At 64.0% G+C, this 15,289-nt stretch carries 10 protein-coding genes; all 10 read left to right on the top strand.

The window, feature by feature from the left end:
- Positions 1–62 precede the first annotated feature (62 nt).
- Positions 63–437 (top strand): nucleotide pyrophosphohydrolase, encoded by a 375-nt coding sequence (locus tag ACO1P8_RS05200; protein WP_486294841.1) that lies wholly within the window; start codon positions 63–65, stop codon positions 435–437.
- Positions 434–2,314, top strand: coding sequence for a DNA/RNA helicase domain-containing protein (locus tag ACO1P8_RS05195; RefSeq protein ID WP_486294840.1), 1,881 nt, complete (start codon positions 434–436; stop codon positions 2,312–2,314). Before ACO1P8_RS05200 ends, ACO1P8_RS05195 begins: the two co-directional genes overlap by 4 nt.
- 715 nt (positions 2,315–3,029) lie before the next feature.
- Positions 3,030–4,289 (top strand): nucleotide sugar dehydrogenase, encoded by a 1,260-nt coding sequence (locus tag ACO1P8_RS05190; RefSeq protein ID WP_486294839.1) that lies wholly within the window; start codon positions 3,030–3,032, stop codon positions 4,287–4,289.
- A gap of 37 nt (positions 4,290–4,326) precedes the next feature.
- Positions 4,327–6,807: a hypothetical protein gene (locus tag ACO1P8_RS05185; protein WP_486294838.1), complete on the top strand. Its 2,481-nt coding sequence runs from the start codon at positions 4,327–4,329 to the stop codon at positions 6,805–6,807.
- Positions 6,804–8,945, top strand: coding sequence for a glycosyltransferase (locus tag ACO1P8_RS05180; protein ID WP_486294837.1), 2,142 nt, complete (start codon positions 6,804–6,806; stop codon positions 8,943–8,945). The genes ACO1P8_RS05185 and ACO1P8_RS05180 overlap by 4 nt, the downstream gene beginning before the upstream one ends.
- Positions 8,946–9,077: 132 nt before the next feature.
- Positions 9,078–10,151: a polysaccharide biosynthesis/export family protein gene (locus tag ACO1P8_RS05175; RefSeq protein WP_486294836.1), complete on the top strand. Its 1,074-nt coding sequence runs from the start codon at positions 9,078–9,080 to the stop codon at positions 10,149–10,151.
- Positions 10,152–10,158: 7 nt separating this feature from the next.
- Complete coding sequence (locus ACO1P8_RS05170; RefSeq protein WP_486294835.1) at positions 10,159–11,499, top strand: ABC transporter permease; 1,341 nt, start codon at positions 10,159–10,161, stop codon at positions 11,497–11,499.
- A gap of 9 nt (positions 11,500–11,508) precedes the next feature.
- Positions 11,509–12,228 (top strand): ATPase, encoded by a 720-nt coding sequence (locus ACO1P8_RS05165; protein WP_486294834.1) that lies wholly within the window; start codon positions 11,509–11,511, stop codon positions 12,226–12,228.
- Positions 12,229–12,331: 103 nt separating this feature from the next.
- Positions 12,332–13,381 carry a KpsE/RkpR family capsule polysaccharide export protein gene (locus ACO1P8_RS05160; protein WP_486294833.1) on the top strand — a complete coding sequence of 350 codons (1,050 nt, stop codon included), beginning with the start codon at positions 12,332–12,334 and terminating at the stop codon, positions 13,379–13,381.
- Positions 13,374–15,278: a tetratricopeptide repeat protein gene (locus ACO1P8_RS05155; RefSeq protein ID WP_486294832.1), complete on the top strand. Its 1,905-nt coding sequence runs from the start codon at positions 13,374–13,376 to the stop codon at positions 15,276–15,278. Before ACO1P8_RS05160 ends, ACO1P8_RS05155 begins: the two co-directional genes overlap by 8 nt.
- Positions 15,279–15,289: the final 11 nt, after the last annotated feature.

Below are 15,289 nucleotides of genomic sequence, written 5' to 3'. Positions count from 1 at the left end.
GACGCCCCGCGCGGCGTCCCGCGTCACGGCGATACAATTCGTCGTAAATGGAGGGCGCAAAGGTGGGAAAGAGTCTGATCGATGCGGATGGTGCGGTGCAGGCGCTAAGGCAGTTTGCCAGGGATCGGGATTGGCAGCAGTTTCATTCACCCAAGAACCTGGTCATGGCGCTCTCGGGCGAGGTCGGCGAGCTGACGGAAATCTTCCAATGGATGACCGAGGCCGATTCGTACAACGCGGCGTCTGCCCCGCGCACTGCCGAGGCGGTGCGTGACGAAATCGCCGACGTGGCCCTGTACCTGATCCGGCTCGCCGATGTGCTGGGCGTCGACCTGAACGCCGCGATGACCAGCAAGCTCGCCGCCAACGCCGCCAAGTACCCGGTCGAGGCATCGCGCGGGGTCAGCACCAAATACGATCAGTTGCCGAAGTCATGATCGTCTACCAGGCCGACAAAAAGGAATTTTTGCTCGACTACGACGACCGCGATATCGAAGACGTCATCCACGCGAAGTACCAGGCGGCAACGAATCGCAGGGTGGCCAGGGCGGAGATCCGGTCGTGGCGCGAGTCGCTGGACTATGTCGCGCGCGTGTTGCGCGACCAGGATATCGCGGACGATGTCGGCGTGGCGGTCGAGTTCATTTTGCCGCAGACCACCAAGCGCATCGACGTGATCCTTGCGGGCCATGCCGACGATGGCTCGCGCCGCCTGGTCGTGATCGAGCTCAAGCAGTGGTCGTCTGTCCAGGCCACCGATCGCGATGCGATCGTTCTGTTGCGCGGCAGCGGTAGATCCGATCAGCCTAGGGTCCACCCGAGCTATCAGGCATGGTCGTACACGGCCTTCCTCGAAGGCTTCAATGAGGCGGTCTACGATGGCGGCCTGCAACTGCGGCCCTGCGCTTACCTCCACAACTACACCGCCGATGGCGTGATCGACGCGCCGCGCTACCGGCCCTACATCGAGCGCGCGCCGTTGTTCCTGAAGGGGGATGACGACAGAAGGCGGTTGCGTGACTTCATCAAGCAGCACATCCGGCACGGCCGTGGGCGGCAGGTGCTGTTCGACCTGGAGAACGGACGGCTCAGGCCTTCGAAGACGCTTGCCGACGTGGTCGTGAAGCTGCTGAAAGGCAACAGCGAGTTTGCGCTGATCGACGACCAGAAGGAAGTGTTCGAGGCAGCCAAGGCTGCGTGCCGGCAAGCTCGCGCATCGGGCCAGCCGCGCGTCGTCATCGTCGAGGGCGGGCCGGGAACCGGAAAGTCGGTGGTCGCGGTGAACCTGCTCGCGGCATTGCGCGAGGGCCTGACGGTCAAATACATCTCGAAGAACGCCGCACCCCGCGCGGTCTACAGCGACAAGCTGATCCAGACACCGGATAACGCGCATCTCGTGAATCTGTTCGGGGGATCGGGCGCCTTCACCGAAACCCCACGGGATACCTTCGATGTGCTGGTGGTGGACGAAGCGCACCGGTTGACAGAGAAGAGCGGCTTCTACGGCAACCTCGGTACGCACCAGGTGAAGGAGTTGATAGAGGCCGCCAGATGCAGCATTTTCTTCATCGACGAAGACCAGCGGGTGACGCTGAAGGATGTGGGCTCGAAGGAAATCATCCGGGAGTTCGCCGCCATCCGCGGCGCGCAAGTCGAGGAATATGCACTGGCGTCGCAGTTCCGATGCGCGGGCTCTGACGGATACCTTGCGTGGGTGGACGACGTGTTGCAGATACGTGCGACGGCGAACCAGACGCTGGACGGCATTCCGTTCGACTTCCGGGTGTTCGACGACCCGGCGGAAATGCATGCGGAGATCGAGGCGAAGAACTCGAATAACCGCGCACGCGTGGTTGCAGGCTACTGCTGGCCCTGGAACAGCAAGAAGAACCCCGGCGTGACCGATGTGGTCATCGGCGATTACGAGCGCCAGTGGAATTTGGATCAGGACGGCAGTCTTTGGATCGTCGCGCCGGATTCCGTGCACCAGGTCGGATGCATTCACACCTGCCAGGGGCTGGAGCTTGACTACGTCGGCGTCATTATCGGGCCCGACCTGATCATGGTCGATGGCGCGCTGAAGTCGGTGCCCAAGGCCCGCGACAGGCACGACAAGACCATGAAAGGTTTCGTGAAAATGTCCCGGGAAAATCCGGCGGAAGCCGCGCGGCTGGCCGACAGGATCATCAAGAATACGTATCGCACACTGATGACGCGCGGCATGAAGGGGTGCTACGTCCATGCCACGGATCCGGGGCTGAACGCGTATCTCAGGATGCGGGCGCGGGGGCGCCGATCCGTTTTTCAGGCCTGATTTCCTTGGCCGACTCCGGTCGGACCGATATCCCGACATTGCAGGGTCCGCTGTCGTCCCGGTTGGTTTCGGGGCTGGCGCGGCTTCTTGTATAGCCCGCAAATCCGCCTATCAAAATAAAAAAATGATGGAAACCCGCGTCCGTTTTCGTTTGCCTCGCTGGCCGGTCGCCATTCTCGTTTGAATGCGGGTGTGCCGGTTCAGGGTTTATCGCCCCGCTCGCGGACGGTGCCTGTCTGCGCGGGACGGTAGGCCTTTCCCTGGATGCACGCCGCTGGGGCGGGGGCAGGGTTGCGCGACATCGCGCGCAGACGATTTCGAGATGCCCGCTTATTTCTTTACGTTCCAGTTAAATCACTCGAAGCGACACTCTTTAAAACAATTAAAAATATCTTCCGTCGCAGTTTTGTTGCGCGCCGTGTATCGAATGTAATTTATTGACCGGTTATCGCGCCTCCCCGTGCCGAAGCTGATGTACTTCAACAGCAATACAAATATTTAGAAAGAAAGATTGCTGTTCATTGCGTCAGGATTCGCCAGCCGAAGTTCTCGAAGCCGAAATTGTTCAACCGGGCTTCCAGGGATTTGTAAATATTTTTTAACGACGCGCCCGCGCCAGGAGGTCCCTCGGGCCTTGTTCCGGCCACGGGTGGCGACTTCGAGTGTCCGCGAAACGACGACAAAGAGTGAGGTAGCAGTGGTAAAGAAAATCGCAGTGTGTGGCCTTGGGTACGTGGGCCTGCCGGTTGCCGTGGCGCTTGCCAGGCGCTTCGATGTCCTCGGATTCGACGTGGATGAACGGCGGATCGCGCGGCTGAAGGACGCCGACGACTGGACGGGCGAGGTCGAGCGCCACGTGCTGCTGGATTCCTCTTTGAAACTGACGGACGACGTGCAGGATCTGGCGGGCTGCGATTTCTTTGTCGTGGCCGTCCCGACCCCGGTCGACGAGAAGTGCAACCCGGATTTTTCGCTGCTCGTCCGCGCTTGCCAGTCGATAGGACCGGTGCTGCGCCAGGGCAGCATTGTCGTCTTCGAATCCACGGTGCACCCGGGGGCAACCGAGGATATTTGCGGACCGGAGCTGGAGAAAGCATCCGGCCTGCGCTGCGGCATCGATTTCAAGCTGGGCTACAGCCCCGAGCGGATCAATCCGGGCGATCGCGATCATCCGCTGGAGAAGATCGTCAAGATCGTCTCGGGCCAGGACGCGGAGTCGCTGGAAATCATCGCGGGCGTCTACGAGAAAATCATCGAAGCAGGGGTCCATCGCGCGTCGTCCATCAAGGTGGCGGAGGCCGCCAAGGTCCTGGAGAACACGCAGCGCGACATCAATATCGCCCTGATGAACGAAATGTCGAAGATCTGCGATCTGGTCGGCATCCGTACCTCGGAAGTCCTGGCCGCGGCCGGAACCAAATGGAATTTCCTGCGGTTTACGCCGGGCCTGGTGGGCGGCCATTGCATCGGGGTCGATCCGTACTACCTGACCTCCAAGGCACAGGAGCTGGGCTATCACCCCGAGGTGATCCTGTCCGGCCGCCGGATCAATGACGGCATGGCCAATCACGTCGCCTCGCGCGTCGTGCAGGTGTTGGCCCGCAATGGCCGCCTGAATGCATCGACGCGCGTCGGCATCCTGGGGATGACGTTCAAGGAGAACGTTCCCGACATCCGTAATTCCAAAGTGGTCGATCTCTATAACGCGCTCGGGGAGTATGGCATTACCCCGGTCGCCTGCGATCCCATGGTCGATGCGGCCCAGATGGAGCACGAGTACGGCATCAAGCTTGTGAACCGGAAGGACTTTCGCGGCATGGACGTGCTGATTCTGGCCGTTCCGCATCGCCAGACCATGGAGTCCATCTGGGACGACCTGCCCGAACTGGTCAAGAGCGGCGGCATGGTGTGCGACCTGAAGTCGGTGCTCGATAGCAGCCGGCTTCAGTCGGACCTCTTGTACTGGACTCTTTAAGTTCGGGTCGTCAATCCGCCACTATAGGTGAACCTGAATGGCTACTTTTACGATCGCTCCGATTGGTACCTGCCGCATTCATACGCCCCTGCGTGACGCCGTGGGGCGCTTTCCGCTCAAGCTGCAGCTTGGCCGCAACTACGGCTTCGTGCACACCAGCGCGGAGGCGCTTCAGCAGGCGCGCTTCATGTACGGCCAGGCCGAGATTCCCGTCGATGTGCAGCGGCTGATTTTCCGGCCATCGAACGGCGACCAGGCCCGCCGCGCAACGCATAAGCCGGCCGATCTTTACATGATCGAGTTGTCGTCGCGCAAGCTGTTGACCATCGACGGCTATCCCATCCAGTCCAACTACCTGGGGCGCTATTTCAGCGAGTTCTTCGCCGACCGCACGCGTGCGCGCATGTTCTGGTCGCTGGCGACCGCCGACAGACTGGCGGAAAGGCAGGCCCAGTTGCAGCAGGACGCGGTGTTCAAGAGCCTGCCGGCGGACGATCGGGAGTTGCTGGTCCGCATCCTGAAGCGCGATATGGCGGATGACGAAATAGAAGGCGAAATGGGCCAGGTCGTGGAGCTGCTGGGCAAGGACAAGGTCGTGTTCGTCACGCACGTCAATGCCGTGACCCCGGACAACGTCCCGATCGAACAGCGACAGCAACTGATCTCGGCCGTGGAGGCGGGGGCGCAACGCATCGGGGTGCCGTGCTACGACCCGACGCCGCTGATGAACAAGATGGGGCAGGCCGATGCGCTGGAGAACGGCGGTCTGGACCTGACGCATTACACGGAGGCCTTCGCCGAGCGCCTGTGCGCGGATTGGTACAAGAGCTATATCCGCCCGCGGATAAGCACGCCCGCCCCCGCGCCCGCCGCGACAAGGCTGGCTGCCGACGAAGCCGTCGAACGGATCGAAAAGATATGGGACGCGGGCGATCTGCGCGAGGCATCGCGACGCGTGCGCGACGTTCTTCGCCGGCATCCCGGGCTGCCCGATCATGTGACGCTGATGGCCCGCATGCAGGGCGAGCTGGGCGACTACGAGGGCGCGATCGCCCTGCTGGACACCGCCGATGGGGCGGTTGCCTCCGGCAGCAAGGCCGAGCAGATTCTGATGCGCAATCATTTCAAGCTCGGGCACTACGACGTGGCGTATTCGCTGGCGGCCGGCCTGCTTGGCGACGAGATAGAGACCCCCGAAATCGTTCGGACCGTCGCGGCATCGGCGGCGCAGCTCGGCAATGTGGACGAGTCGCTGGGCAAGTGGAAGCAGTTGTTCCGGATTTCCTCTCCGGGCGATGCAAACGCACTGGAGGCGGCCGATACGGTGCTTTCCATGCTGCAGGCCGGCGGCGACATGGATGCCGTCATTCGCTGGGTCAACGAGGTTCGCGCCGCCATGCCATCGTATGGCCGGGGCTTCGCCGTATTGTGGCGCGATCGGCTGATGGCCGGCGACCGCACGGGCTTGCGTGCCCTGGCGGCGGAGTCGCCGGATTTCTCCGAGCTGGAAGCGCTGGAACTCGTGAAGGAAGCGACGTGGCGGGGCTGCCTGGTGGCCGCGGCGGCACTGGCGGTTTCGTGCGGTCTGCTGAAGACCGATCAAGAGGATATCCGCGCGTGGCTCGATGCCCAGTCGTCGGCATGGGCCGAAGAGGGCGGCCGGGCGCTGGAAGAAGGACGCCTGCGCGATGCGGCCGAAAGGATTTGCGCACACCGCCTGCTTGCCCCGGATGCCTTGGCCGGTGTGCGGGCGCAGCGGGCCTTCGAGCGCGCGATGCGCCTGGCGGTGCGGGGCGCGCTGGGGGCGGGCAACCATAAAGAGGTCATCGAGCTTACGGATATCGCGCTTGACGCCCGCATCGATTTCCCCGAACTGGACGCCATGCGCGGACGGGCGGCGGACGCGCTCGGGGACAAGAAGACCGCGATGCGGCATCTCGAGCTGGCGGCTTCCGGCGACTCCGCCCAATTCAGTACGCAGCTGTATTTCGCCAGGGTGGCGTTCAACGGCGGCTGGTTTGGCGAGGCCATCGATGCCTACACCGCCATCCAGGCCAACGCGTCGGCTGACCAAAGCGCGAAAGAAGAGGCCCAGCGACAGTTGCGCCGGCTTGGACCGCGTTCGATACGTGCCGCGCGGCTGATGCTGTCCCGTGGCGAACATCTGGAGGCCTGGAAACTGCTGGACCGTGTCGCCCAGTCCTGGCCGGAGATGCCGGAAGTCGCCCACGAGAAGCGGCGCGTCCTGGCTGTCCTGTATGCGGAGGCCCGAGCGCTGGACCCGTCGAGCACGAGCGAGCGCCTGGCCCTGGGCGAGAAGATCCTGCGGCTGGTTCCGGACGATGCCATCGGCCTGCGCCTGGTCGCGGTCGGCGCGATGCGCCTGCACCGGTTCGAGCAGGCCTTGCCCTATTGGGAAGCGCTGAAGAAGCTTTCGGACAAGCCGGAGCAGTTCGACCACTATATCGAACGGTGCCAGGTCTGGATCGAGAAACTCAACCGCAGGAAGGCAGCATGAGCGCGCGCGCACGGCCGTCCAGGCGGCGTGCCGCCCGTCCCGCGGAAGAGATCGCGGAGCGGCAGGAAGGCACGCCGGCCAGTCCTCAGCCGGATAGCGGTCCGCCGGACGATACGTCGCCTCTACAGTCGGTTCGAAGCCAGCTGGAAGAAATCGTCGCCGCGTCGGCCAGGGTGCAGGTCGCGCAAAGCAACCTGGCCCGCGCCGAAGCGCTGGCGCGCGATCACATGGCGGACCCGAAAGTCCGCTTTCTGCTGCTGCGCCTGAAGGAGTCCGCCGGCCTGAACGAGGGCATGTTCGAACAGTGGTCGACACTGTTGAGCGAATGCCCGGACGACCTGCAGATCGTCCGCTACAGCGCGACCCGCCTGGTCAAGGACAGGCATGTCGACGATGCCCTGGCCCTGGTAGACCGCCATATTCCGGAGTCGGACGACAATCCGGACCTGATGCTGGCGCGAGCGAAACTGCTGGGCGATATCCGCGCGCATGAGCAGTCCGACGCCTTGTTCCGTCGCCTGATCGCGCGCCACGGCGACCGGAATGTGCGGGTCGAGTTCGCCAAGCGGTTGCGCAAACGCGGGTTGCTGGCGGACGCTTACGAGACGATAAAGCCCGTGCTGCATCTGCTCGCACCGGGTAGCAAGGCGGCGGAGCTGGCCAGCACGTTGACGAGCGACTACGAGTTCTACCGCGAGTTCGAAACGGCGGAGGAACTGGCCGGAGCGGACATCAGGATCGTTTCGATGAAGCATGCGATCCTGCACTTCAAGAGCCGCCAGGTAGAAGATAACGAGCCGGAGAACACGGTATCCATTGCGCTGGTCACCGGCAGCCTGGGCCCCGGCGGCGCCGAGCGGCAGCTGACGCGGCTCGCGGGAGAGCTGCATCGCATGGCGAAGTCGGCCGAACGCCCGCCGGCCTTCATGTGCGCGAAGCCCGACAAGGTCGAAGTGCTGGTGAAGCAGCATACCGAGCCTTCCGGCTCCGCGAAAAAGCAAGGGCTGGATTTCTTCCTGCCGGTGCTGGCCGACGCGCAGATCCCGGTGACCGAGATCAACGGCCTGCCGGCGATTTCGACGTCTCACCAGCCGGTCGAGGATCCGCGCCTGACCCGCCTGCTGGAGCAATTGCCGCCGCCCGTTCACTACGGGGTCACGCGTCTTGCCCCGCTGCTGCGCGCCAATCGGTTCGATGTCGTGAGCTTGTGGCAGGACGGTACATGCCTGTTCGGCGCCCTGGCGGCGCTGCTGGCGGGCGTCCCGACCATACATCTGGTGTTTCGGGGGTTGCCGCCGAATATCCGCAAGGATCGCTTCCGGGAAGAGTATCCGGTGCTCTATCAGGCACTGGCGCAGATCCCGGGCGTGCACTTCGTCAGCAATAGCCGCACTGCCGCGCAGGAGTATGCGAAGTGGCTGGGTATTCCGATCGTGCGCTTTCATATCCTTTACAACGGTGTGCCCGAATTGGCGACCGGTGCTTCGCCCAAGGACGAAGAGAAGTGGAAAGCCTTCGAAGCATGCACGGCCGATGCCACCGAGACGATCGGCGGCGTATTCCGCCTGGAGCCGGACAAACGTCCGCAACTCTGGCTCAAGCTGGCCGCGCAATACCTTAAACGCCGCCCGCAAGCGCGCTTCTTCATCGTGGGAGACGGGCGCCTGCAGGACAACATGGCGGCATTGGCCCAGGAGCTGCAGGTAACGGACCGGCTGCTTTTCGTCGGGCTGTCGAACCACGTCGGCTATTGGTATTCGCGCATGGATGCCAAGGTACTGCTTTCGCGGTACGAAGGGCTGCCCAATGTTCTGATCGAGGCTCAGCTGCAGGGTGTGCCGGTTGTCTCTACGCCGGCCGGCGGCGCGGGCGAATGCTTCGTCGAGAACGTGACCGGCCATTTGCTGAGTGATCTCGAGCATCCTGACCTGAACGAGGCGTGCGAAAAAATCGAGTCGCTGGTGGACCTGACCCGCGGCAACGAGGTGCTGAAACAGCATAGCCGTCAGCGGGCGCGCGAGCTGTTTTCGCTGAACGCGATGCTGGACAAGTTCCTGAGCCTGTGCGTGTCGGTCCTGGGTGCGTCGAGGAGCGACGAGCGTGTCGGTATCGGGGCGATGCGCTTGAGGGAGGCATGATTGCCCGGCTTTATCCCCGCGATTTCGGAAATTATGGTTTCGATGCAGAAAAAAATCCCGGCTTCCGGGCTGCGGGGCAAGGCGGCGCTCGGCATGGCGCTGCTTGCCGCTGTTTTACTTTCAGGATGCCAATTGCCGCGTTCCGGTCCCATGCTGAGCGAGATGACCTCGGCGAACGACGACAAGGATGTGGTGGTCGTGCCGGTGTCGCCCGAGCTCGCGCGCGCGAGCAATGTGCCCGACGTCATGGATTTTCCGGCGCGTTATCGTGACGCGCGCGACGCGGGCTTCGACGTGCTCGTGCCGGGGGACGGCATCAACGTCACTGTCTGGGAACGGGATGGGCTGGGAGTGTTCGCGGCCAACGCCGCCGGTATCAGCGATCTGGGCAACCAGGAAATAGACCGGAGCGGGAATCTCTATTTGCCGATGCTCGGCAAGTTCCGGGCGGCAGGCTTGACGCTGGCGCAGCTGCATGACGCCGTCGTCGCCCGCCTGAGCAAGCTTATCGTGGGCTCGGACGTGACGGTGACGCGTGTCGCCGATGCGCGCGGGCAGATGGTTACCGTGCAGGGAAACCTGACCAAGCCGGGCATGTATCCCATTACCCAGACTACCCAGCGGCTGAGCAGCGCGCTGGCGCTTGCCGCGCCGGTGCAGACGAATCCCGAACAGCTCATCATTACGTTGCGGCGCGGCACGGCAATTTCTTCGGTGCGGTTGTCGGATATCTACCGCAACCAGGATAACGACATCCTGCTGCGCGCGGGCGATGTCATTACCGCGCATGACGCCCGCGAGTACCTGACGGTGCTGGGCGCGGCCGGCACGCAGGGGCGCGTGGCCATCAGCAAGCGCAACTACAGTGTGCTGGACGCCCTGGGCGATGCCAAGGGCCTGGACGACGATACGGCGGACCCGCGTTCCGTGTTCCTGTTCACGCCGGCGAAGCCGGGCAGCAAGGGGGCGCCCGATACCTTGCCGGTTGTCTACCAGTTCGACCTGACGCGGCCGGAACAGGTGGCGCTGGCCGGCCAGTTCACGGTGCGCGAGGGGCAGGCCATTTATATTTCGGATGCGCCGTTTACCCAGGTACAGAAGGTATTGTCGGCATTCCGGGTGACGATGAGCGCCGGCTTCAGCGCCACGCGGGCGATCGATAGCAATTCCGGCGGGTCCAGTAGCAACTCCAACGTGACTCAGTAAGCAGTCGATGAGCAACGAGGAGCGCATCAAGGGCTGGCGCGCGCGTCGGCAGGACCGGAATTACGCGGTAGGTTCCGGCGTCGCCGCCTGGCGGCTGGATGTGTCGGCGCTATTCGATCCCAGGACCTCGCCGGCCGCCGTGTTCAGGCGGCTGGTCGCGAGGCTGCAGGGCGAGAAGCACGACACCGTGGCGGCGCGGCGGGCGGTCTACGAGGCTGTCCAGTCCGAACTGGAAAAGGAGATCGAGCGCAGCGGCGCGGCCGAAGCCGATGCCGATTTTCCGCGCCGGCGCCTGCGCATTATGGTGCGCTTGCTGGAGCTGGATATCCGCGCCGGCGCCGATGTGTTCGAGCCCGGATACATGCCGGCCAGGCTGGTGGCGGAAGATGAGCGCCTGGGGGCGGCGCACGGGCGGCGGGTGCGGCGGCGCAAGCAGGAAGAGGCGCAGCAGGCGCGTCGGCATGCTTCGCGCAACGACGTCGCGCTGCAGATCGAGCTTTCCCCGGACGAGGCCGGCGATCTGGCGATCCTGCGCGAACGCCTGCGTGTGCTGCATCAAGGGTATCGTCCGCGCGACGTCGACGAAGGCCGGCCCCGCTTGCGTACCCTGTTGCCGATGTTCGTCTATCAACTGCACGTCATGCACGGCGAAAGCCGGATTGCCCTGTTGTGGGCCCTGGTCGGGCCGGTCGTATTGCTCACGCTGATCTCGTCGCTGTATTTCCTGATGGGAACGCATTACATCCTGGGTATGGATGTGCCGACGTTTTCGCTGCTGGGCGCGACCACGTGGATCATGTTCCGGCAGATCATTTTCAGGAGCAGTACGAGCTACGTGTCGGCGCGCGGATTATTGAACTTCCAGGGGGTGACGCCGCTGATGGGGGCATTGGTGCAGGCGCTGATCTATGTCTCGGTATACCTGGTGGTGTTCGGCATTTTGATCGGCGCCGGCAGCGCCTTCGGTTTCATCACGCTGCCCGAGAGCTGGTCCGGGTTCGTGCTCTTCGTGGTGTTGATGGGGGTGGGCGGAACCGCCATGGGCGTGTTGTTCGGCGCGATCGCGACGGCGTGGCATTTTTTTCTTCGGCTGGCGCCAGTGATCGAGCGATTCCTGCAGATATTTTCAGGGGTGTTCTTCGTGTCGGAGCAGTTGCCGGAACAGTTGCAGTCCTTGATTCTCTGGTCGCCGTTCGCGCATGGCATGCAGTTGCTGCGCTCGGCGTATTTCGCCAGCTACAAGTCGCAGGATGCCAGCCTGACCTATTTCCTGACCTCGCTGGTCTTCCTGGCCGTGATTGCCCTGGCGGCCGAACGCCTGGCTCGCAGCAATGTCCAGCCGATGTGAGGGACCGCAATGATCCATCTTAATGGCGTGACTGATGAGCCCTATGCATTCGGAACCCGCCAATCGCTGCTTTCCAATGTCGATCTCGACATTCCGGTGGGGCGCTATGCGCTGCTTTCGCCCGCGCCGGAACTGCACCGCCAGATTATCGATGTGCTGTGCCGGCTGAGACCGCCGCGCCATGGGTTCGTCAAGCACGACGGCAGCGTTTCCTGGGCCATAGGCCGGCAGGGCTTCATTCGCGGCAAGGCGAACGGGCTGCGCATGATCGAGTTCGTCAGCGAGATGTACGAGCTGGACGCGGACACCACCGTCGATTTCGTCGCGGACCTGATCAGCGACCCCAAGTGCCTGGCCAGGCCCATGGAACATTGGCCGCTCTACATCCGGCAGGAGTTCTCGTTCGCGCTGGCGCTGGTACCCGCGTTCGATGTCTATGTGATCGAGGGCGCCATGCCCTTCGAGCCCTGCCGCTTCACCCGTCTCTGGCTGGCGCTTTTCGAAGAGCGCCTGGTCGGACGGACGCTCGTATTTTCCAGTTATCGCCAGAATCAATTGGCGGACTATTGCTTCAAAGGCTTAGTTTATGAAGGAAGCACGCTCAGAATCGACGACGACCTCGACCGGTGCATCCGCAAGTTCCCGCCCAGACGATCCCGCAGCGACTCCGCAAGCGCAGGCGACGACGCCTTCAGCGGCGGCTTCGGGGACGGCCAGTTCGGCATCTGAGGGCGGGTCCGAGATCGAGCGCCGGCATCGTGAACGGCAGGCGGCACTACGCGAGCGGCGGCGCCATCGTTGGGTCAATGCGCTGATCGTTATCGCGCCGGTCGTGCTTGCCCTGGTCTATGTGTTGTGCATCGCGACGCCTCGCTATGAGGCGGAGTCGCGCTTCTTCGTGCAATCCGGCTCGGGCCAGGATTCCGGCGGCGGCGGGGCCGCGAGCCTGCTTACCACGGGGAATATGGGCGGCATGCTGGGAGGCTTCGTGGACGGCTGGGCCGTGAGCGATTTTCTCAAGTCGCGCGATGCCATGCGCCAGCTGGATCAGGCCGTCGGCCTGCGCCGCTACCTGGCCCATGACGGCATGGACCTGTTCAATCGGCTCGCCCCGGCCGCCAGCGAAGACGATCTGTACCGCGCATATCAGTCGTCCGTGAAAGTGTCCTTTAACGTGCTGGAGCAAATCGACGTGCTGCGCGTCAGCGCGTTTTCTCCGCAGGACGCGGCTATCCTTTCGCAGGCGCTGATCCGCCTGGCAGAGGATTTCGTCAGCCGCCTGAACGAGAAAGGCGTCGCCGACAAGTTGAAGGTCAGCGAGGAGTCCGTCAAGCGCGCAGAGCGCAAGGCGCTTCAGGCCCGCGATGCCCTGACGGCGTGGCGAACGGCCCATGGCAATATCGATCCGACCGCGACCGTGGCGATGCTGCTGAATCTGTCCGGCCAGCTCGAAGGCGAGCTCAGCAACGCGCAGATCAACCTCGATAAGATCCGTGCCCTGGGCAATCCGAACCATCCCATGCTAAGGCCCGCGGAGATGCAGGTCTCGGCCTTGCGCAAGCGGATCGTGGCGGTACGCCGCCGCCTCAGCGGCGAGGGGAATACAGAGGCGAAGCAGCTGAAGTCGTACGAAGCATTGCGCAATGCCCAGGCCTTCGCGGATTCCAACCTGACTCTGGCCCAGCAGTCGTATCAGCAGGCCATGGTGGATGCACTGCGATTGCAGCGGTATCTATCGATCATCGCGCAGCCGGTTCCGACGGACCGCCCCAGCAGCCCCAAGCTGCGGGTACTTCTGCTGGAGGCGCTGGCCCTGGGTTTCGTGCTGATGCTGGTGTTGCGCCTCGCCATGGCTTTGCTCAAGGGGATGCGTCATGGGTGATATGACGATTGAAGGTCGCGAGGCGTCGACCGACGCCGCTGCACGGCTGGCCGAGGCCATCGGCAGGATCCGGGCCGCGGCCGATCCCGCGGCCGAACTGTCCGGGCTCGACCCGGCCCTGGTGCGGGCGGCCGATGGCAGGCGCGATGTCAGGCGCTTGCTGGTCTCGCCGTTCGTGCGGGAGAGGGCCCTCAAGCCGGCGATCGCGGCGCTCGAACTGCTTGTGGCCGCCGATCCTTCGCAGGTCGAGGATCGCCGCCTGCTCGCGAGCCTGCTGGGACGGACGGAACAGTGGGACAGCGCAATCGCGCAGGCGGACGCCGCCGCCGATCTCGAGCCGGATACCGCCGCGTTGCACGCCGCGCGCATACAGCTGCGGCTGCAGGCGGGACGGGTGGCCGATGCCGCGGCGGTCGCGCGTGCGACCTGCGATAGGGCGGCGGGGTCTCCGGATGATGCCCACTTCTGGATGCTGGCGTTTATCCGCAATGGCGATACGGCCGAGGCGGCGCGCATGGCAGCCGTACTGAACGCGGACAACCTACCGAACGCGCGCGTCGCCGCGATGGCCTTGCGTGCCTTGTTCGAGGATGGCAGGGCGGAGGCGGCGATCCGGTTCGGCGACGCGGCGCTGGCCGCGGGGCACGATAGTCCGGGCTTGAGGACCTATCTTGGACTGGCGCACCTGCGGCGCGGCACGGAAGAAGACCGGAAGATCCATGCGGTGGCCCATTTCCAGGCCGGGGTGACGGCGGCACCCTCGGACGTGAGGTTGCTGTCCTTGTACGGCGAAACTCTGCTGCGGTCCGGCCGCTACCAGGACGCGGTGGGCCCGCTCAAGCAGGCCATCGATCTGGCGCCGGAGCTGGAGCAGACGCGGGTGCTCTACGCACGCGCGCTGCGCTATTCGCTGCAGTACGACGAGGCCGCCGACCAGCTGATGTACGTGCTCGAACGAAATCCGGATAAGCCGCTGTGGCAGCGTTCCGCCATCGCGGCATTGTCCCAGGCGGGCCGCCAGCAGGAGGCCGAGGCATTGTTCCAGCGCTATGTCTCGCAGCGCGACATGCGGCTGCCAGACACCTTCGACGAAGCCATGGCGCAACTGGAAGGCCGGCTCGATACCGCCCCCATTCCCCAGGCGCGCCTGGACTGGGCGTGGTCGCTGCGCGGCGAGGCCGGGATCGACCGCGCGCAATGGGAGCGCGCCGCGCGTTGGGGCCATCTGGTGGACCATCTGCTGTTCGACTGGATCGAATGTCGCGAGGATCGTGCCGAAGAGGCCATGCAGGTGCTTGGGGAACTGGACAGCGGCGAGCGGTTTTTCGAACCCTTGCTCGCCGCCGGCAGGGGTGTTGTCGTAGCCACCGCGCACGTCGGCCCCATGTATGCCGGCCTGATGGCCCTGGAGCTGGCGGGCATCCCGTCGCGCTGGCTGGCGACCGCGCCGCGCATTGCCCAGACGAGCTATGCCGAAGCCCTGATCTCCACCGCCGACCAGACCGAAGCGCAGGTCGCCAAGTCCTGCCTGCGCGCGATCGGGTCGGGCTATGTGTTGTGCCTGGCGGTGGACGGCGCGGCGAATCCGGCCGCGCCGCGAACCACCTTCGAGGGACAGGAAGTGACGTATTCGAGTTTCGCTTCGCATCTGGCGCACCGCCTCAAGGTGCCTTCGGTGTTCTACGCGCCCCGCTGGGAGAACGGCCGTGTTGCGTTCACGCTGGAAATGCTTCCTGCAGCCGAGCCCGGCGAGGACGCCGAGGCGTACTCGCAACGATGGCAGCGGGCCTATTTCGAGCGGCTCAGGGAACATCTGGCCGGTCCACCGGAAAACCTGCGCATGAGCGGCGGGATCTGGCGCCACGTGAAATCCGCGGATCGTTCCGCGCAGCAATAGGGAGTAAGGAT

This window comes from Bordetella sp. (assembly GCF_057362025.1).
This window is presented reverse-complemented; position numbering and strand designations above follow the sequence as displayed.

Coding starts and splice junctions, on each gene's coding strand:
- ACO1P8_RS05195 (WP_486294840.1), top strand. CDS start 434: ATGATCGTCTACCAGGCCGACAAAAAGGAATTTTTGCTCGACTACGAC.
- ACO1P8_RS05185 (WP_486294838.1), top strand. CDS start 4,327: ATGGCTACTTTTACGATCGCTCCGATTGGTACCTGCCGCATTCATACG.
- ACO1P8_RS05180 (WP_486294837.1), top strand. CDS start 6,804: ATGAGCGCGCGCGCACGGCCGTCCAGGCGGCGTGCCGCCCGTCCCGCG.
- ACO1P8_RS05170 (WP_486294835.1), top strand. CDS start 10,159: ATGAGCAACGAGGAGCGCATCAAGGGCTGGCGCGCGCGTCGGCAGGAC.
- ACO1P8_RS05165 (WP_486294834.1), top strand. CDS start 11,509: ATGATCCATCTTAATGGCGTGACTGATGAGCCCTATGCATTCGGAACC.
- ACO1P8_RS05155 (WP_486294832.1), top strand. CDS start 13,374: ATGGGTGATATGACGATTGAAGGTCGCGAGGCGTCGACCGACGCCGCT.